Genomic DNA, 21,016 nt, shown 5'->3' on the forward strand with positions numbered 1-21,016 from the left:
TTTCTGTTCAATTACTGCATTTCAATCTAAAAAAATTGTCGATTTCCATTTTGTCTTAAAACAGCACCAAATGTGCAGTCAAATTTACAAAACGGCTAACAGTGAATTGCGGTGAAAACCTTTCACTTTAGGTCATTTTGATTAATTATCCACTGCATAAATTACAACAAGCAATCCAGTGCTTAATGCAGGAGAATGACAATGAGTGAAGTAAATAATCCTCTTGGCCTTGTAGGTATCGAATTTACTGAATACGCAACCCCAGACGCAGATTACATGGACAAAATCTTTGCTGATTTTGGTTTCTCTAAACTTAAAAAGTTTAAAGGTAAAGACATCGTTCATTACAACCAGAACGAGATCCACTTCTTACTAAATAACGAGCGTGGCGGCTTCTCTGCTGAGTTTGCTAAGTCACACGGTCCGGCTATTTGCTCAATGGGCTGGCGTGTAGAAGACGCACAAAAAGCGTTTGAAATTGCCGTAGAGCGTGGTGCAAAACCTGCAACTGATTCTGCAAACAAAGACCTACCATACCCTGCTATTTACGGTATTGGTGACAGCCTAATTTACTTCATCGATGTATTCGGTGATAAAGGTTCTATCTTCGAAAATGATTTTGAAGACCTAGCTGAGCAAAACATTGTTGAAGACAAAGGTTTCATTCGTATCGACCATTTAACTAACAATGTTTACAAAGGTACAATGGAAACATGGGCAAACTTCTATAAAGGCGTATTTGGTTTTGAAGAAGTTCGTTACTTCGACATCAAAGGTCAGAAGACTGCACTACTTTCTTACGCACTTAAGTCACCTTGTGGTACTTTCTCGATTCCAATCAATGAAGGTAAAGATGACAACAACAACCAGATCGATGAGTACCTAGACGAGTACAATGGTCCGGGCGTACAGCACCTTGCGTTTTTGACAAACGACCTTGTTGGCTCTCTAGATAAGCTAGACAAAACAAACATCGCAACTTTAGATATTGTTGATCACTACTACGATACAATTTTCGACCGTGTTCCTTGGGTTGCTGAAGATAAGCAAAAGATCAAAGAGCACCAGATCCTAGTAGATAGCCAGAGCGAAAACTGCTACCTACTACAGATTTTCACTAAAAACCTATTCGGTCCTATCTTTATCGAGATGATCCAACGTGTTGATGACGGTGGTTTCGGTGAAGGTAACTTCCAGGCTCTATTCGAGTCAATTGAACGTGACCAAGAGCGTCGTGGTGTGATTTAATCATCCACCAGCAAAGACAAATTAAAAAGCAGCTTTTCTAAGCTGCTTTTGCTATTTAAACTTGGCCATATTCTGGCGAAAGCACAAATTAAAATGCATAGTCATATGCAGCTTGTATAAAAAAGGAAAGACCATGTCTTTTATCAATGAAACACACGATATTAATTTAAAGAGCTGGGTTGCAAGTGCAAACCAAGCAGGTACTGATTTCCCAATTCAAAACCTACCATTTGCCTCATTTCGTCGTAAAGGCAGCAGCGAAGAGTTTCGCGGTGGTGTAGCAATTGGTAACCAGGTATTGGACCTAGCAGCGGTTGCTGCTGCAAACATTTTTGACGGTGTAGCACAAGAAGCTGTTGAAGCGGCAAACGCACAAGCGCTAAATGAATTTATGGGTCTTGGTAAAGCACATTGGTCAGGCTTGCGCCTTGCACTTTCACGTGCTTTACGCGAAGGGTCTGAGCACCAAAGTACACTTGAAGGCGCACTAGTTGCTCAAGATGACGTTGAATATGCTCTTCCGTGTCACATCGGTGACTACACTGATTTCTACACATCAATCTATCACGCAACTGCAGTAGGTAGCTTGTTCCGCCCTGATAACCCACTTCTGCCTAACTACAAATGGGTACCAATCGGTTATCATGGCCGTGCTTCATCAATCGACGTGTCAGGTCAAACTTTCCCACGTCCTAAAGGCCAAACGAAAGCACCTGATGCAGATGCGCCTTCATTCGGTCCATGTAAACGTCTTGACTATGAGCTAGAGCTTGGTATCTACCTAGGCAAAGGCAATGAGCTTGGCGATGCAATTAGCATTGCTGATGCGGAAGACCACGTATTTGGTTTCTGCCTATTCAATGACTGGTCTGCACGTGATTTACAAGCGTGGGAATACCAGCCTCTGGGTCCATTCCTTGCGAAAAACTTCGCATCAACTGTTTCACCTTGGGTTGTAACAACTGAAGCATTAGCACCATACCGTACTGCATGGCATCGCGATGAGAACGACCCGCAACCAATGAGCTACCTTGAGTCTGCACAAAACCGTGAAGCGGGTGCGTTTGATATTCAAATGGATGTATTAATCGAAACAGACAAGATGCGTAGTGCGAATGAAGCGCCAAGCAAGGTTTCAGAGTCAAGCTTTAAGCACAGCTATTGGACAGTTGCGCAAATGGTTACACACCACACAGTAAATGGCTGTAACTTCCTACCTGGAGACATGCTAGGTTCTGGTACTCAGTCTGGCCCTGAGCACGAAGAAGCGGGTTCACTACTTGAGCTTTCTCGTGGTGGTAAAGAGTCTATTACTCTGAGCAACGGCGAAGAGCGCAAATTCCTTGAAGATGGTGACAAGGTAATCATGCGTGGTTGGTGTGAAGCAGACGGCTTCAACCGCATTGGCTTTGGCTCAGTAGAGGGCACTGTACTTCCAGCAAAGTAATTGAATAAAATAATTTCATTCAAATCAAAGGCGTGCATAAACACGCCTTTTTTTTGTATTTTTATACTGGCTTTTTGTATAAAAATTGTTAGAGTTAGGCGTTATCTAAATTTTTGAGTGTTATGTTAAGCGTTATCAAAAGCCTAGTTTTTAAGCTATTTCAACCAAAACAATTGATGTTGCGTCAAAATGGCGAAGTAAGTCTGTTGACTGTACCTTCTTGGTTACAAATAGCACTTGTAGTAAGTGTAATGACGATTTTAGCTTGGCTTGGGTTTTCAACATCGCAATATTTCTCGCAAAAAACACACTTATCGCAACTGACTAGTGAAGTTTCCCATAAAGAAAAAGCATGGCTTGATAAACACGCAGCGCTACAAGCAAAGCTGGCTCAACAACAAACACGTATTGCACAACTTGACGCACAGCATGCCGTACTCAATGAGTTGATGGCTTCATTGCCGCATACCATCACCGAAGGCGAGGCTAACTCAAATGAAGTCAATGCCTCAGAGATAGATTCAAAAACAGACGAACACTTAAAGGATATTGAGCTACATCAGGAACACAGTGACGCTTTCCATCACCATGCCACTGAGCTTAACGATGCACAAACTCAGTTGCTCAAGCAGCTCCACCATTTAATTGCTAATCGGAATGAAGTGCTTTTGGCTAGTATGCAAGAAGCGGGAATTGAAGCTAATACCTCAAGCCAAGCACAAGGTGGTCCATACCATCAGGTGCAAAGTGATAAATTGCCAGCGGCATACTTACAAGCAATTGACAGCTCGGTGAGACTCAACCAGCTCGAAAGCTTAGTACAAAACCTACCTGCGAGCATGCCCGTTAAAGAAGATAAATATTATATTTCCAGTGCATTTGGATACCGCAAGGATCCGATCACAGGTCGACGTGCATACCACAAAGGAGTAGACCTAGCTGGGTGGCACAAAACAGAAATTTTAGCACCTGCAGATGGACAAGTTGTTCGAGCGGGTAAATATGGTGGCTACGGTAAATTTGTCGAAATCCAGCACGCGAATGGCGTTACGACGCGATATGGTCATTTACATACAATTAAAGTGAAAAAAGGGCAGCAAGTTCGTCAATCTGATGTTATTGCTTTGATGGGCAGCACAGGAAGAAGTACCAGTACGCACTTGCACTACGAAGTATTACAGGATAAAAAGCATATTAATCCTGTTAAACTTGCAAGAGTACTCGAACGTGTTCAATAAACTAAAGAATAATAAACCCCATACGCTCTATGTGGCCATGATATCGCCGAATACCAAAGTCATTGGAGATATCCAGTGCGATGGTGAAATTCAAGTCGATGGTGTTGTATCTGGTAACCTTGAGGTCGAACATTTGGTTATCGGAGAACAAGGCACAATAGAGGGCAATATCAAGGCGACTCAAGTTCATGTCAAAGGTACAGTCAATGGCTGTATTTCAGCACAGCAAGTTCGTTTAGAACCTACAGCAAAAGTCCATGGAGATATCATTCATGATACGCTGAGCATCGAAGCTGGAGCACACATTGAAGGCAAGCTCACGCATAAAACGGACCTAACTAATGTCACTCCAATCGAAAAGCAAGATCAGGCTTAACTTTTCGCTGTAATATACATAGTGACATCGGCGTGAAAGACTTTCACGCCTTCGGAATTAAATACTTCAACAGGCACAATAATATCTTCTTTGTCTTGCCACACATGAGGCAATGGAATAACCGCTTCTGCTTTTAGGTCAGTATCCGCTTTTTTCAAATATTGCACTGTCATTCCTTTTGGGATCCACCTATGAGTGTGTACAGGCACAGTCGCATCTGTGACCACACCGGCGCACAACTCGGCGAGGTTGCACTGGGCAATGGCATGGACAGTGCCTATGTGATTGTGAACCGCACGTCGATTTGGCATTTGGGCGCATATTCTACCGCTACTTAAATGCGTGATCTTGGGTTTGATTGTTGCAAAGTACGGCGCCCTTCTACAAACAGCCTTACTGAAAAGCCAATTGCCAAACGGCAGCCATTTAATTCGTTTATATATTTTTAGTAGTGAACTGGCCATATTCTATCCCGCAGATTGTTTTGACTCAAACTAACACATCAGACCAGTTAACTCTAGTGTTAAACAGGCTCCATTTTTATCTAATCGAACAACCGCGCCACAGCTTGCTATGGCCTGAGTAATCGTAGTGCGCTATAAAATTATCTAATTAAATTGTCTCACCGCTTAATTGATATACATATTTCTTATTTATTCCTTTAAATTAATAAAATATTTCACCATGGCGGCGATTTGTCCTGTCTTTTTTCTCACCGCGCAATACAATAGCGACGAAAAGGAGACACCATGCAACACCGAACCAGCAAATCACTTATTTTTATCCTTGCCCTTTTGGTTGTTTTTTGCCCTCTTGGCATCGATTTATATTTACCCGCTTTTGTAGACATGCAAAATGCGCTCGCCGTAAGCGAAGCGAAGATCCAACAAACCGTCAGCATTTATATGCTTGCAGTTGGGCTTGGGCAGTTAATTGCGGGACCACTTGCAGACAAGTATGGGCGAAAACCGATTGCATTGTCCGGTGTAGCATTATTTATGATCGGCGCAGCATTGGCCACTTTGTCTGATACCTGGGGATCGGTGATGTTAGCGAGAGTCCTGCAAGGCCTTGGCGCATGTGCTACCTTTGTTGCCGCATTTGCCATCGTACGGGACAGCTTTGGGCACAAAGGCAGTGGCCAAATGATCACTTACCTAAATGGTATTGTATGCTTTATTCCCGCACTAGCACCTATTCTGGGCGCATGGCTTACCGTTGAATTTGGCTGGCGAAGCAACTTTGCTTTTCTATTTGTGTTTGCCGTTGTAGGCCTTGCTTTACTATGCGTCATTTTTAAAGAAACCAAGCCTGAAGACTCGATATATCAAGGCCATATTTTAGATCTACGCCGTTTTTCGCCTATGTTGAGCAGTACAAAATTTATGTTCAATGCGGCTATCACTATGGTCTGTATGTCAGCCATGTTGGTGTTTGTAGTCGGTGCGCCTGGATGGATAATGTCCCATCTAAGCTTGCCAATGGCAGATTTTACCTTGTGGTTTGCCATCAATGCCGCCATTAGTATCGTATCTAGTTTCATTGCTCCACAATTTATTAAACGTCATAGCCGTCGTGCACTGCAATTTGGCCTGAGCCTATTTTGTGGCGCTGGTTTCATCACCTTATTATTGCCTCAGATCAGCCCTTCCAATTACATGCTTCCAATGTACATGGCATCGATTGGCTTTGCTTTTACACTCGGTGCTGCCGCTGGGAATGCACTGGCTGAATTCCCAAGACAAGCGGGAACGGCTTCAGCATTAATTGGCCTAATGCAAATGAGCGGAGCTGGGCTATTAATGGCCATGACACAGCCTCTGGCACTTATCGCGCCATGGCAATTGGCACTGCATTTGTGCTTGGCAACACCATTTTTAGTTTTATTGTTTACAAAGCATAGAGAAGCTTTACACAGCGCCAGCTAATATGCAGGAATTTGCGTAGAAGTCGTAAAACTGTCATATGAGCAAGGCATAATTTACCTAATAGCTACACAGGCTGTTGTTTAAGAAGACTCACAACTTCTTTTTAGCATTTATATTTAATCAATATCCCCCAACCTTTTTATGCGGGTTTTACAATACCCGCATAGTTTTCAAAAATTGCAATAAACCATTTCCAATCATTTTCCGAATGTTTAAACTAACCGCTAACTTAATTACATCTACTTGATTATGCTTAATCCAGAATTTTTGCTCTCATTTTTGTTTGCAAGCTTTATTATTGCAATCGCCCCTGGCCCCTCAAATGCATTTTTAATGGCACAGACTTTCACCCATGGTAAAACTGCGGGTATGCAAAGCGCATTTGGTTTTGCATTAGGTGGTATCGTCCACACCATCTTTGCCGTTATTGGTTTATCGGCCATTTTAAAAGCCTCAGAAGCGGCCTATACCACAGTTCAGTACCTCGGTGCAGGTTACTTAGCTTATTTGGGCGTAATGACGTTCAAAGCCACTTTAAGTAAAACAGACCAAGGTGCACAGCAAGATACTGGAGACCTGAGCCAACCAAATAAAAATGTTACGATTCAAGCCATGATGACCGAAGTACTCAACCCAAAAGTGGCATTGTTTTTCATCGCTTTTATTCCACAATTTGTTGACACCAGTCTAGATACCTCCACCACAGTTCAATTGGCTTTATTTGGGTTACTCTACCCAATATTGGCGTTTCCGGTCGATTGCGTTTACGTATATGGAGGGGACAAAATAGCGGGCTATTTTCGTGCTCACCCACAAGCCCCTATTTGGATAGATAGGATTTCCGCGGCCATTTTTGTCGCTCTCGCGATTAACCTACTCCTGTAAGGATTGTTATGAAATATACTCGCGCCAATATTCCAGCTAAGAAACACATTGCACTAGTCGCACACGATGGGAAAAAATCTGAATTAGTAACATGGTGTAAGACGCACAAGACCAAGCTATGTAAGCACTCACTTAGTGCGACAGGTACAACGGGAAACCTGATTGAGCGGGATACAGGGTTAGAAGTGCAAAAGCTACTCAGCGGCCCCATGGGTGGAGATCAGCAAATTGGTGCTCAAATTGCTGAACAAAAAATTGATATGCTGGTATTTTTTTGGGATCCCTTGTCTTCACAGCCTCATGATCCCGATGTCAAAGCGCTGTTGCGCCTCGCCGCGGTTTGGAATATACCTGTAGCCTGTAATGAAGCCAGCGCAGATATGCTACTGACTTCTAAGTATATGGATATTGAGCTACCTAGAATGCAGCCCGATTATCCAGATTACCTTGCAACTCGGTTGCCTTAACGATAGATGCGATGAGCCCACTTAGTCAATCCGGCAGTAACACTACCGAAGTTGTCACCATTGAGCATTGGAATATCCCCAAGTGCAGTTTGTAATGCTTTTTTAAGTAATGGGGATTGAGCGCTGCCACCTGTCAGATAAATCGTATCAGGTTTCGCCCCGGCATCTGCAATAGCTTGCTCTGCAAGCGTCACCACTTGTTGCAAACTGTTGTGCACTGATTCCGTTAGCTGAGCGAGGTTGATACTTTGCACAAGCTCTGGCTCAATAAAGGACAGATCCGACTGATGTGCCTCGCACTCGCTCAATGCTATTTTCGCAAGCTCTGCCTGCCTCACAAATTGGTGCGTCATCTTATTTTCTTGCAGTACTTGCAGGCGCTTTAGCTTACCTGGTTCACAAACATCACGCAGCATGGTACTTAGCTCTCTACCAAATGCACTGCTATAAAAGTCACTTTGTAATTGAATATCATTGATTTTGCAGGCTTGCCAAAATATTTGTTTTGGCAGTGGTAGCCCTGATTTGAACTCTCCACCTAACCCACATACGGGCATCAACTTGTGAAACGCCAGTGCAATATCTAAGTCATTCCCACCAATTCGTTTCCCGGTATGGGATAAAAAGTGAGAACTACGATCAGCACAGTCTCTGTAGCTTGGCCCCATTTGTACAAATGAACAGTCGCTGGTACCACCACCAATATCAACAACCAGTATTTTTTGGTCGTTTTGCAGGCCAGATTCAAAGTCAATCCCCGCCGCTAGGGGCTCAAATAAAAACTCTACGTCTGTAAACCCTGCCCTTTTCGCAGCCGTAGTTAAAATTGACAAAGCTTGACGATTGCTTTCGGTCCCACCTACAGCTTGAAAGTTCACTGGACGACCAATAACTGTGTGGGTCAATGAAGTACCCAGATGTTGCTCTGCTCGCTTTTTCAATTCCATTATCATCGCTGTCGCGATGTCTTCAAAAAAAGCAATTTGCTCAACTTTCAAGCCGATAGCACCGAAGAATGATTTAGGAGATTTAACGAAATAACCTTCCTCGGGCATAGAAATGTACTCTTCTATCGCGGATTGACCAACAAACACACCGCTTTCTTGTGGTAAAAGGTCTAAGTCATTGCGAGCAAACTGCGCACTCTTCAAAATACCATTTCTTTGGGCCTTATAATCAAGTAATCCATCTTGATGAAGTCCCTTCGCTACATAATCTGAGATCAGAGAGTTGTGCAATGCATATAACGTTGAAGGTAAATAATGTTTTCCGTTTTCTAAAGGCACTAAGTTTACCGAGCCATCTTGCATTATACCCATCGCACAATTTGAGCTACCGTAATCAAACCCGACGACCATTTTTACCTCACATCCAATAGAAAAAAGGACGAAATTTACCATAGCTCAAATTGATTTGAAAGTGCGTTTGCTTGCTAGATTTGCGATCTAATTCTCAAAAAGCTTGCAAACCTCGGCTTGCCATATTTAGTAAAACCCTGATATTGAAAAGTAATGGTGCTTCCTATTGGAGGAGGTGACTGTCTTTGTTCATCACTAAACCCAGTGCCAATATTAAATGTAACGCCTTCCATGGTTTTGACGGTGATCGAGCCCATCATACCTTGATATTTTCCCTTGCCTGGAACATGGGCAATCACAATGGCTTCTGCATCAAATATAGGTTTATATTTTAATACTTGAGCAGTGCGGCCAGCACGATGGCTTGCATTTTTTTCATGCAAGATAACCCCTTCTCCACCGCGTGCTAATACTTGATTAAAAAAGGCGTCTAACTCTACCTTGGTCGAAAACTGATATTGAGGAATTGGCTTAATATGAACACTGTGGAGCCCATTGACTATTCGTTGATATTTCCCAAAACGCTGTTCAAAACTCAGTTGCGGATCAGGTGCATCAAAAATGAGGTAGTGTACTTGTTGCCAATTTTCGTGGTTTGGTACTTTTCTACGTACTAAGCTGCTGACAAAAGAAAAGTTATTGTAGCCCGCCCACAATTCACCATCCAACCAACGATTTGGTAGTACCGCAGTAAACCACTTAGGCGCATGTATAATATTTCCCGATCGCGTTTTAAGCGATTCTCCATCCCAAACGGCACGAACACCATCATACTTTTCACTCACCAGATAATGATCAACAGGCTTTTGCTCTGTGTACACCTTCGCCAGTTGAACCTCAGGACTATACTTTGAAAAAGTAATGGGGCTAAAAATAATAATAGTGGCTGTTAAAAGCCATAAGACAACTTGTTTCATGCTACTTTCCTTTGCAGATTAAAACGCTTAATAAGTATCTTCAGAGCGCAAACTTCATGTTTACAACTTTAATGACACTTATTTAAAGTAGCACTTCTACTAAACTTGTACAGTCTATCTCGGCTTGACGATTTGCTGCCACATGGCGTCCAAACTCTCGCACTGCCACGTCGCCTTTGAAAAGTCTTGATCTGCGGAGTGCTGATGCGGGATCACAACTGTATTTATTCCTGCTGCTACGGCCGATGTCAAACCCGTTAGGGAGTCTTCCACAGCAATAACCTGTTGCGCATTTACATCTAATTTTGCCATCGCCATACAGTATGGCTCAGGGTGTGGCTTTGGATTGGCTACATCGTTTTTGCAGACGATACAATCAAAGAATTCGAGCAATTGATAATGTGCTAAAACAGGCAATGCCTCTTCACGTGTACTACCTGTCACCAAAGCCAACTTATAATGTTTTGCACATAGAGAGAGCACGTCAATTGCGTGCGGCATTAGTTTAGGCTTTTGCCATGAAGCGGTTTCGACAAATTGTGTGTTTTTCTGGAGGGCTAGCTCATCGCCAGTATGTGGTAAGTTGAAACGCTGCTGCAGAATATGGCCAGTTTTTACGGTCGGAACTCCCGAAAACTCATCGCAAAACACAGCCTCGCTAATAGATACACCCAAAGGCGCTAATACTTCACACCAGCTCATATAATGGAGAGCCTCGGAGTCTACTAAGGTACCATCAAAATCGAATAATATTGCCTTTAAACTCATAAACGCTCCCCATTTAGATAATTAGCCTTTAAGTGCAGCTGGCGGCTCCGCGTAAGCTTCTTCACCAGTCTCAACTTCAACTAATTCATAGCCACGCTGCTTGCGCACAACTTTTAACACCGGCTTTTCAAAAGCAGACTGTAGCCTTTCAGCATCTGCCTGTAAGTCTTCAACCGTATGACCAAAAGGAGCGGCCCCTGTCTCTGACCAGTTTGTCACCTTACCATTAATGTTGTATTCAACTTCGTGAATTTGGTATAGCGGTGATTCACTATCTTTACCTTCGCAAAAAATCACGCGATAGTTCCAAAATCCAGACATGTTTGACTCCTCTAACTTAAACTACGATGCGACTGTATCAGCTAATTCATACAGTTGCATTAAAGAAATAAAAAACCCGTGTTACTTTTGCAATAACACGGGTTTAAAAAGCGAATGATTCACATCAATTAATGATTAAAAGAAGCGAACCTTGAACTCAGCACCGATGAAACGCTCTTCATTCAACATACCAGTATTGTTGTTGAAGTCTACGCCACCAATCACAACCTGCTCATCGAATAAGTTACGTACAAATACTGACGTTTCATACTCATAGTCACCAGATGCCCAAGCATAACCAGCTCTTACACCTGTTTCGAATAAGGCTTCACCTTCAAATTCAACCGACTCATACAAGAAGAAGTTGATTTTGCTACGGTATGATGTATCTGCGTATACAAAGAAATCACCGCCTTCAAGCTCTTTCGTATAACGAAGCGTTGCATTTGCAATCCATTCAGGAGCGTGCGGTAGGCTGTTGCCATCTAACTGATACAAACCAGCCGCGTTCTTTGTATTTGTGATAGTACACTGTGCACAACCTTGGATAGCAAGACTTGGATCATCGATTTCTGTCTTGTTATAACTCAAGTTAAAGGTTGCATTTAGCTCATCAGTTAGCACCCACTCCGTATCTAGCTCAAAACCATAACCTGTAGTTTTGTCAGCGTTAACTAGACGGTTGAAGTTTGCACCACCACCAACAGCTGTAAGCTGCTGATCATTCATTTGGTAGTAGAACACAGTACCATTTACACGACCTTGACCATCAAGCACATCTGACTTAACACCAAACTCAATTGAATTCGTTGTTTCTGACTCAGCTACTGTTACTTCATCACCAAATAAGATACGCCCTTGAACACTTGGAGCACGGAAACCATTTGCTAGACGGCCAAATAGATTAACATCGTCAGTCAACTTGTAAGTTGCACTTAAATCCCAACTTACGTGGCTATCACTCGGGTTAGCAGTACCTACAATTGAGTCAGCAGCACCCACAGGGCTCTTAGTACGTTCAGCGCGGAATTCTTTCTCATCGTCTGAGTAACGAAGACCTAAAGTAACATCAAGTTTATCTGATACTGTGTAGTCAAAAGAGCCAAACACAGCCCATGCAGATGTCTCTTGGTTTTGAACTGCATAACCATTTTGCAAGCCATAATTACCTGCAGCAGCGTCAAATGCTAACGTGTCGAAGCTGTAGCTTTCAATAGTCATTTCTTCATCAAACAAGAACACACCAACCTGGTAGTTAAAGTCACCAGAATAGTTGCTTGATAAACGCAGTTCTTGCGTGTACTGATCGTGATCAGGTAATGCATCTGCTGTTTCAGAAGGGAAGAAGATCACACCAGGACCTTGTACAGGCAAGAATGCAGCACCATAACCACCATCTACGTCTGCACGCGAGTAGATTTCAGCACTTTCCCATGCAGAAATAGAGGTCACAGTATGCTCAGCGAGATCCCACTCTAATTTTAAGCTAAGGCCTTGCGTTTCAACCTGCTGTGTTGCGCGTGATGACGCATCATGAAAAACAACATCATTATCGTAAATAGGGTTAATGTTGTTCGAGCCTTTCTCAATTAAGTTTGCGCGGAAAGGAATTGGACGACCGTCTAGGTCACGAACGTGATAGTTTAAAAGACCTGTGAAGTCATCACCTTCGTATAAAAACTGGATACGAGCCGCTTTTTCACTGTAACCACCTAATGAGTCATCTTTAGCAAACTGATTGGTAACGCCTTCAGGTGAGCGAACATCAATATAATCTGGCTGCTCTTGCCATAATACTGACACACGAGTAGAAATTTTGTCAGTTAAACCAGTACCTACGGCACCTTCAAAATCCACAGATTCACGGCTGCCGTATGCTACAGAAGCATAACCATCAAACTCTTGGCTTGGTTTTACAGAGTCAAATTTAACTAGACCTGCCGGAGTGTTACGGCCAAATAATGTGCCTTGTGGGCCACGCAGTACTTCGATACGCTCAATATCGAATACCGGAAAGCCTTTCAAAATAGGGTTTTCTTGAACAACTTCATCAACGACCAATGAAACTGGCTGAGATGCGTTCAAATCGAAATCGGTGTTACCAAGACCGCGGACATAAAAGCGCGGGAATGTACGTCCAAACGAAGATTCAACCGACAAGCTCGGGATCTTAGCGTTCATAAAGCGGATATCCATACCAGCAGAACTATAGGCGTCTAAATTGTCACCTTGTAAGGCAGAAACTGAAACTGGCACTTCTTGTGCGTTTTCAACACGTTTACGTGCGGTGATTTGAATCACTTCCAGTTGATTGCTTTTTGCTTGCTCTTCTTCCGCAAGCGTAGTGAATGAAGTACCTGCCACAGCAGAGAACAACGTTGCATTAATTAGAGTTGCTAACGTAGATCTTTTCATTGCTTTCATGTTGGTTTTTGACCTTTTTAATGCACTCTTTAAGTTCAACGGTTTAATTGGGCGCCGTATCACAATGGCTATGGCGTTCAATTTTGCGCGTCAATGACAAACAACGCGGACCTCGAATTCGAGAGTGCATAACGACAAAACGAGGCTGAACGCAACGGGCGTAATTATAGCAGCATATTTTTAAAATGCTTCTAATAAACACATAAATTACACACATTTTTACAACGTTCGACGACGTTAGGTCAAATTTAACAACTTTTAGCTACAAAAAGCGGACATTTGTCCTTATAAACTGATCAATACTATGTTCAAGAAATAATTTTTTACCCATTTGATATACAAAACATCAATCTTTCATTGATAAAGCAAAATCAGAATGATTAATACTTTGGTCAATAAACCGAAACAAAATTAAGCTCCACTGGATACCATCGCCCAAAATGGTAACCGGTGTCATGAAAGCGTGCGTATCCTATCGAAATGTAAAACAAGATAAGAGGACATTAGACCTCATAAGTCACATTGCGAAAGACATTTATAAGAACATATGATCTAACAATAGTTCCGCAGCGCACTAAAAATTATTGTACTTTTTTGAGATCTAAAATTATGAGAGAGGTATGAGCTAAGTCATGTGCCATACAATATGATGGCAATTGAGACAAAACAGCAATGTTTCGTTGGGTTAAATTATACTTTTGGAGCGTGTAACCCCTTGTATTGTGCTTTATGGGTTTTTGGGCAGTATTCTATCACTGCGATGCCAGCTGTTGGGAAAATAGGCATTTCTCCCGGAACTAACTGATCGACCATATAACTGACTATTGGCATATGCGCTACGATAAGCCAAGTACTTATGTCTTCGTTCATACTAATCAAAGTTTCTAAGTAATCCACCGCAAAGGAAGCGCTACCACTGGGGATTATATCTGAGCAGGTTTCTTCAAAAGAAAACTGGTTACTCTGCCTTACGGCATCCGCTGTTTGTTGCGCTCGGGCATACGGGCTCACAAGTAATGCTCTAGGTTGGTAGGATTGAGACACCCACTGCCCCATTTCCAAAGCCTGCAATTGGCCTCTGTTTGTCAATAAACGAGCAGCATCATTTGCCTGCATTGGACCAGCTTCACCATGGCGCATGATCAATATGGTTTTCATAGCACTCCGAAAAGTATTGTATTTTTATCTCGATTCAGTAGTAAACCTAGTTGTATGTCCGCTATATTAAAACAAAATACTTAGAACTGGTAAGTGGTTTACTACTTTTAAGACTGTCTCACTTATTATATCGGCGGCGTAAACTTGAAATTAAGCAACAATGATAATAAACAATATAAGCACATAACACTGGACAATGGTCTAAGAGTTTTACTAATTACCGACTCGAGCTGTGAGAAGTCTGCAGCCTCTTTAGCTATTAACATTGGTCACTTTGACGATCCCGTAGGTCGCCAAGGTATGGCTCACTTTATTGAGCATATGCTGTTTTTGGGTACAGAGCAATACCCAATTAAAGGAGAGTTCTCTCAGGTCGTAAGTCAAAGTGGTGGAAACAGCAACGCTTGGACTGGTACTGAACATACATGCTATTTCTTCGATTGCCTAGCGAATAAATTCGATTCTTTACTGTCTCGTTTCGCGGATTTTTTCATTGCGCCGCTTTTTGAGCAAAGTGCTTTAAATGATGAGCGCAATGCCATCGATGCCGAATTTAACCTAAAAGTGAAAGATGACAATAGACGGATCATTCAAGCGCACAAAGAAACTGCAAACCCAGCTCACCCCTTTACTAAGTTCTCTGTCGGCAATCACGATACTTTGGGTGATAGCCATGGTGATATTCGCCAAGAAATCATCGACTTTTTTAACAACAATTACCAAGCCCAATGGATGACCTTAGTTCTAGCTGGTCCGCAACATCTTGATGAACTGAAGCAAATGGCCACAAGTCACTTTCAAAGGATTAAAGGCGACAAAACGTATCAAAAACCAAAGGTTGACGTTCCTTTTTATCGTGATGAAGATCTCGGCTTAAAACTTCACATAAAACCTCGCAAACATTTACAAAAACTGATTGTCAGCTTTGCCATGCCTAATATAAATGAGCTATATCGATACAAAAGCTTGAGCTTTATTGCCCACCTATTGGGCTACGAAGGTGAAGGTTCACTGTACGCAATATTGAAGAAGAACGGTTGGATAAATGCACTTTCAGCAGGCGGAGGCGTCAATGGCAGTAACTTCAAGGATTTTAATGTAAGCTTCGCACTGACCGATATTGGTATTGAATTTTACGAAGACATCGTGGAGATGTTGTTCGAATACATTAGTTTGATCACAGAACAACACCATATTCTACCCGCGTTATACGCTGACAAAAAACGCTTAATGGAGCTTGCATTTGACAACCAGGAAGTCAACAAGTTGATAGACTGGGTGAGCAATGTCAGCGTCAACATGCATCATTACAGTGAAGAAAACACATTGTATGGCGATTACTGCATGGAACGCTTTAACCAAACACTGCATACCGAACTGTTAAATTACTTATCGCCTCACAATATGCGATTGGTATTGATCCACCCAGAGACCACCGATGAACCCGGAGCAATCAATAAAATTGCCCAGTGGTATAACACACCCTATCAAATTGCCCAGCTCAATAAAGAATGGCTCAATGCGCTTGCTCGAATCGATCAACCTTTGCCTGAAATGCGACTACCGAACGTCAATCCATATCTCAGCCAAGAAAACATTCTCTATGATATTGAGTCGACAACACATACGCCTGTCCAACTTAAAGACAGACCGGGGTTTGCGTTTTGGTTTAAACAAGATGCCACATTTAGAGTCACTAAAGGGCATTTTTACCTTGAATTAGATTCCGAAGCCTCAATCTCAAATCACAAAGCAATGGCGCTAACACGGCTGTTTGCTGATTTATTTATGGACAGTGTCGCCGAACAGTTTTATTCAGCTGAACTGGCGGGGCTTAGCTACCACCTCACTTCACACCAAGGAGGTTTGACACTGCATACTGCGGGGCTTTCATCTTGTCAGTTGAAATTAGCTTCGCAGCTTGTTGAGGCACTTCAAAAGCAGCCGATTAGCGCAACCCGATTCGCAGAGTACAAAAAGCAACTCATCAGGCATTGGCAAAATCACAATAAAAATAAACCAGTAAGTGAGCTTTTTAGTATCCTAGGTGCCAAGTTAATGCCCTGGAACCCAACACCGAATGAACTAGCTGCTGCACTCAAAAATGTGTGTTTCAATGAGTTCAATGCCTTTCGCGACTCTTTCTTTACGTCTATTCACGCTAAGGCATTCTTGCATGGCAATTGGCAAACTAAACACGCAATTGCAATACAGCAGCAGCTTTTGTGCAATTTTGCCAAGAGTGAAATTTTAGATGACTTAAAAAAGCCACTTAATACAATTGACAAACATCTTAGTGAGACAATTGCCAATGAACACAGTGAACACGCTTTTGTTCACTATATTCAAGCGCCCAGTAATAGCGTACAAGATAAAATAAAAATCATGGCGTTCAACCAGTTAATTAGCCAACATTATTTTGAAAAGCTTCGTACCGAACAACAGCTAGGTTACCTTGTTGGCGCAGGCTACGCACCATTCAATACTAGAGCTGGCATTGCCTTTTACATTCAGTCGCCAAATTACGAAAGCTCAGAACTTCTCAACTATCACCAACTGTTTTTGCAAGAGTTTGTAGACAACATTGACAGTTTAGAGCATTTGCAATGGTCAGACGTCAAGACCAGTTTAAAATCACAAATTGCTGAAAAAGACAAAAATTTGCGCTTGCGCTCGCAGCGCTTTTGGATTGCCATCGGCAACGAGGATCATACATTTTCTATGCAGTCGAAGTTATTAGATGCACTGAATCAATTGTCATTTGCAGAAATAAAGGCTTTTATTTCGACCGTTACCGATACATCCTTCCCCAGCATCACACTCCGTATAAACTAGTGAATGCTCGCTTATCAAGGTAGTTATATACCTTGCCAGCGAGCTTCATATTTGACATTTTGGTTAAAAAGGTACAAAAATCCTAAATTCTAACCGACTCTTTCCACATTTCATCAATTATGCTTTGACTCAGGATAGCTGTTTCGATTAGATTAACGATGAATGTATTAATCTTGTACACTATGGTATATAAAAACAATATAAGAAACTTATTGGCTCTTATTTATCTTTTAGCTCTGAGTACCCCTGTACACGCACATGTCATTTTAGAGCCGCTGTCGAACAACCCTTTGCTTTTTTTGGCTGTTGTCATGTTGTGCTTGACGCCATTTTTTGTGATGCTCATTATTAACCGCAAAGCAGCAAAAAATCTCGACAACTTACGCATGTCGGAAAAATGGTTAAAAAGTACCGTAGAAGGAAGTGGTGATACCCTGTGGGATTGGAATATCCAATCTGGTGATATCATACGTATCAATGATAAATATGCGTTAAACGAAGAAAAAAGTAATCACTTTATACCTAACGCTAAGCGAATACATCCACAAGACATTCCACTTGTTGAAAAACAGCTTAAACTGCACTTCGCCGAAAAGACCGCCTTTTTTGAAGCTTCATACCGGTTGAGAGATAATTTAAATCAGTATCACTGGGTCTTAGACAAGGGCAAGGTTATCAGTAAAGACGATAACCTTAATCCGCTGAGAATGACAGGGACCGTACGTGATATCAACCATTTAAAAAGTACTGAGGAGCGCCTCAACTTATTCGCTAAGTGTGTTGAGTCCCTTACCGACGCCATCGCTATCTATGATCATAATTTTAAGCTAGTAGATTTAAACCCCAGCTACATTCGGGTGTTTGGTGGCAAGCGTGCACAATACATAGAATCAGACTTTCAACTACCAGGGTATGACAGTCGTTTTATCAGGCAAATAAAGTCGGCACTGAAAGAGACTGAGCACTGGCAGGAAGAACTGAAGATATACGACCAAAAAGGCAATATGTTACCAATCGAGGTGACCATCGACGAAATCAAAAATAGCCATGGTCATGTCACTAACTATGTGGTTGTTTTTTCAGATTTAACAGAAAGAAAGAAAGCAGAATCACAATTGCATAACCTTTCAAACCGAGATCGCATAACAGGCCTGCCAAACAGAAACTTATTCTTTACTAATTTAAAAAAGCTCTCACAACAGGGCACACATCATGCCCTTTTGGTGTTTGACCTTGATAACTTTAAAAAGATCAATGATTCACTTGGCCACCAGCTAGGTGATAGCTTACTTTCGAAATTGGCTATGAGGCTTAACAAACTGTGTCGCCAGCAGGATACCTTCTATCGTTTAGGCGGTGACGAATTTGCACTGGTGATGTCTGGTACCAACGACATACACACCATCACAAAAGTCGCAAAACAATTCTTAGCAGCCATTGCCACCCCATTTAAGATGGCAAATCACGAACTGGTTATTACGTCTTCTGTAGGTATTGTATTGTTTCCAGAAGACGGTAATACCCCTGAGATCCTGTTAAAAAATGCCGATACCGCGATGTATCATGCAAAGCAAAAAGGTAACCATTACCTGTTTTTCAATGACTCAATGAATGAGCAAGCAGTCAAAAGGTTGCAAATAGAAAACTTAATGCGCTTCGGTTTGAAAGAAGACCATTTTGTTGTTTATTACCAACCTAAAATGGATATCCGCACAGGTAAATTGGTTGGAATGGAGGCATTAGTACGATTTATCACACCGAAGAAAGGCATTATTAGCCCAGGCGTATTTATTCCTATCGCCGAAGAAACAGGGCAAATTATTGAAATCGGTGAAGTGGTGCTAGATAAAGCCTGTAAAGATGTTAAACGCTGGGTTGACAAAGGCTTGTTTAATGGCCGAGTTGCAGTCAATTTATCAGCAAAACAATTTAGCCTCCCTGATTTAACAGCCCGTATAGATATTATCTTGCAAAAAAATCAACTTCCTTCGTATTTCTTGGAGCTTGAAATCACCGAAGGTACGGTTATGGACGATCCACAAGAAGCGATTTCAATTATGCGCTCGCTGAGCTCTCGCGGGATACACCTTGCGATGGATGATTTTGGTACAGGTTATTCGTCTTTAGCTTACTTAAAGCAATTTCCACTTAATACGCTGAAAGTAGACAAAGCATTTATCGACGATATGGAAAGTGAGCGAGGTCGAAACATGGTCGACTCTATCGTCACCATTGCCCATAACCTCGACCTGCACGTAGTGGCCGAAGGTGTCGAAGAAGAAGAGCAATTAACGCTTTTGAAACAGCTTGAATGCCAAACAATCCAGGGGTATTACTACTCAAAGCCCCTTTCTAGCGAAGAGTTTGAACGCTTTTTACAAGCGGAGACAGGTGAAAAGCCAAATCTGCAACTTGTAAACTAACTCTTTTTTAGTGTCATGAGTTCATAAATCCCTTTTAGTAGACAAGCCTACAACCACCACTTAAGCCCCCTATACCCACTTTTTACGGATAAAAACCAATCAAAAACACAAAATTGTTGCAAAATATTGCATTATTTAATTTAATACCAGCCTTGAAGATACAAGTGATTGCCAATTCTTTAGTACTAAAAATCGGTAATTCGCTAACGTAAGAGGAAAAATTCCTTAATAAACAAAATATTATTGGGTTTAGCTGATAAATTCTCTCCGTTTGAATGCTGAAAATGTGAATTTTGCCACATTATCGGCTCATTTAAGGTGAGAAAAGTGATGCTAATTTTGGATTCTTGCTTAGCGTAATATCGAGTTTGGTAAAACGTAATAGTGAATTTACGAATACTAGGCTAAAGTTAGTATTAAGTAGTTTAGGCGGTACTTGATAGATCATTTGGTCATGGTGTAGTTTGCAGCTACTCCACAGTAGTGCTTATTAAGCACTACTTGAGATGGTTTTAGAATGAGAAAGACCGAATAGGCATATTTTTTGAACTTATCTAATCTAATTTAATAAATTTCAATGGATTGTAAATTTAATTTATGTAATTAGACGAATACTGTTCAGCTTGAATATGTCAAGTATGTTTGTTATTTCATGACATTTTGCATAACAGGCCTTACTCATTACAGAATTCTCTCAATAGCTGCTAAAATTAGCCCCATGTTGTTTTAATTAATATAGTTTTTTCAAGGACACGGGCTATGGATCAGAAGAGTGTACATAATTATTTACAGGCAAAGCCTGGGACCTTTATTACCAAGCCGTTTGCACAAGAAGTAGATGTGTATAAAGTGCAACATAAAATGTTTGCAACGCTTTATGAAGGTAAAGAAGGCCAAACAAATGAAAATGGTGAACCAGTGTGGTGGCTAAATTTAAAATGCGACCCTGATGAAGCCTTGTTACTTCGTGACAAATATTCATCGATTGTACCTGGATACCATATGAACAAGCGTCTTTGGAATACCATTGTGCTTGATGGCAGCATTCCTGAAGACGAATTGCAAAAGTTAATTGATGACTCTTACAACATTGTTGTGGATAACCTGCCTACAGCACAACGTGAAGAGTTAAACCGTATCACTTCTGGTGGTAATTAATTGGCCTCCCTCGCACTGTGTGCGAGGGCCATTTAACCCTCCCCTGCTTAAACCCCTTACCCTTT

General features: G+C 41.7%; 17 protein-coding genes. 10 read left to right on the plus strand and 7 right to left on the minus strand.

The annotated features are described in order from the left end of the window. The first annotated feature begins 201 nt into the window (after positions 1-201). The 4 genes from hppD (at position 202) to N483_RS19605 (ending at position 4,309) form a co-directional block, all read left to right on the plus strand. Positions 202-1,248, plus strand: a complete 1,047-nt coding sequence (gene hppD, locus N483_RS19590) for a 4-hydroxyphenylpyruvate dioxygenase (RefSeq protein WP_023397640.1) — start codon at positions 202-204, stop codon at positions 1,246-1,248. A 133-nt stretch (positions 1,249-1,381) separates the two neighbouring features. Beyond that, a complete protein-coding gene (fahA, locus tag N483_RS19595; RefSeq protein WP_023397639.1) occupies positions 1,382-2,695 on the plus strand; it encodes a fumarylacetoacetase in 1,314 nt (437 codons plus the stop codon). A gap of 122 nt (positions 2,696-2,817) precedes the next feature. Beyond that, on the plus strand, positions 2,818-3,933 hold the full coding sequence (locus tag N483_RS19600; protein ID WP_023397638.1) for a peptidoglycan DD-metalloendopeptidase family protein: 1,116 nt from the start codon (positions 2,818-2,820) through the stop codon (positions 3,931-3,933). Next, positions 3,923-4,309, plus strand: a complete 387-nt coding sequence (locus tag N483_RS19605) for a bactofilin family protein (protein ID WP_023397637.1) — start codon at positions 3,923-3,925, stop codon at positions 4,307-4,309. Before N483_RS19600 ends, N483_RS19605 begins: the two co-directional genes overlap by 11 nt. Here the strand turns inward: N483_RS19605 and N483_RS19610 are convergent. Beyond that, a complete protein-coding gene (locus tag N483_RS19610; protein WP_023397636.1) occupies positions 4,306-4,773 on the minus strand; it encodes a hotdog fold domain-containing protein in 468 nt (155 codons plus the stop codon). The genes N483_RS19605 and N483_RS19610 overlap by 4 nt on opposite strands. Before the next feature lie 285 nt (positions 4,774-5,058). Between N483_RS19610 and N483_RS19615 the strand changes: the two genes are divergently transcribed. The 3 genes from N483_RS19615 to N483_RS19625 all read left to right on the plus strand — a co-directional run bounded on the left by N483_RS19615 (position 5,059) and on the right by N483_RS19625 (position 7,589). Further along, positions 5,059-6,237, plus strand: a complete 1,179-nt coding sequence (locus N483_RS19615; RefSeq protein ID WP_023397635.1) for a multidrug effflux MFS transporter — start codon at positions 5,059-5,061, stop codon at positions 6,235-6,237. A 249-nt stretch (positions 6,238-6,486) separates the two neighbouring features. Next, positions 6,487-7,122, plus strand: a complete 636-nt coding sequence (locus N483_RS19620) for a LysE family translocator (RefSeq protein WP_023397634.1) — start codon at positions 6,487-6,489, stop codon at positions 7,120-7,122. 8 nt (positions 7,123-7,130) lie between these two features. Then, positions 7,131-7,589, plus strand: a complete 459-nt coding sequence (locus tag N483_RS19625; RefSeq protein WP_023397633.1) for a methylglyoxal synthase — start codon at positions 7,131-7,133, stop codon at positions 7,587-7,589. Here the strand turns inward: N483_RS19625 and yegD are convergent. The 6 genes from yegD to sixA all read right to left on the minus strand — a co-directional run bounded on the left by yegD (position 7,586) and on the right by sixA (position 14,535). Beyond that, the gene (yegD, locus tag N483_RS19630; RefSeq protein WP_023397632.1) at positions 7,586-8,947 is read right to left on the minus strand and encodes a molecular chaperone; all 1,362 of its coding nucleotides are present in this window, start codon (positions 8,945-8,947) and stop codon (positions 7,586-7,588) included. The genes N483_RS19625 and yegD overlap by 4 nt on opposite strands. Positions 8,948-9,021: 74 nt before the next feature. Continuing rightward, positions 9,022-9,864: a DNA ligase gene (locus N483_RS19635; protein ID WP_023397631.1), complete on the minus strand. Its 843-nt coding sequence runs from the start codon at positions 9,862-9,864 to the stop codon at positions 9,022-9,024. A gap of 114 nt (positions 9,865-9,978) precedes the next feature. Next, complete coding sequence (locus N483_RS19640) at positions 9,979-10,632, minus strand: HAD family hydrolase (protein ID WP_023397630.1); 654 nt, start codon at positions 10,630-10,632, stop codon at positions 9,979-9,981. A 21-nt stretch (positions 10,633-10,653) separates the two neighbouring features. Next, entirely contained in the window at positions 10,654-10,953 is a 300-nt protein-coding gene (locus N483_RS19645; protein WP_023397629.1) for a hypothetical protein, read from the minus strand. Between the two features lie 135 nt (positions 10,954-11,088). Then, on the minus strand, positions 11,089-13,377 hold the full coding sequence (locus N483_RS19650) for a TonB-dependent receptor (protein WP_023397628.1): 2,289 nt from the start codon (positions 13,375-13,377) through the stop codon (positions 11,089-11,091). Positions 13,378-14,067: 690 nt separating this feature from the next. Then, positions 14,068-14,535 carry a phosphohistidine phosphatase SixA gene (gene sixA, locus N483_RS19655; protein WP_023397627.1) on the minus strand — a complete coding sequence of 156 codons (468 nt, stop codon included), beginning with the start codon at positions 14,533-14,535 and terminating at the stop codon, positions 14,068-14,070. Between the two features lie 144 nt (positions 14,536-14,679). On the opposite strand from sixA, the gene N483_RS19660 reads away from it, so the two are divergent. The 3 genes from N483_RS19660 (at position 14,680) to N483_RS19670 (ending at position 20,951) form a co-directional block, all read left to right on the plus strand. Continuing rightward, entirely contained in the window at positions 14,680-17,370 is a 2,691-nt protein-coding gene (locus N483_RS19660) for an insulinase family protein (RefSeq protein WP_023397626.1), read from the plus strand. A gap of 338 nt (positions 17,371-17,708) precedes the next feature. After that, a complete protein-coding gene (locus N483_RS19665; RefSeq protein ID WP_419555116.1) occupies positions 17,709-19,793 on the plus strand; it encodes an EAL domain-containing protein in 2,085 nt (694 codons plus the stop codon). 759 nt (positions 19,794-20,552) lie between these two features. Beyond that, positions 20,553-20,951, plus strand: a complete 399-nt coding sequence (locus N483_RS19670) for an MmcQ/YjbR family DNA-binding protein (RefSeq protein ID WP_023397624.1) — start codon at positions 20,553-20,555, stop codon at positions 20,949-20,951. Positions 20,952-21,016 lie beyond the last annotated feature (65 nt).

It is taken from the genome of Pseudoalteromonas luteoviolacea NCIMB 1944, from assembly GCF_001625565.1.
Classification (GTDB): Bacteria; Pseudomonadota; Gammaproteobacteria; order Enterobacterales; family Alteromonadaceae; genus Pseudoalteromonas; species Pseudoalteromonas luteoviolacea_F.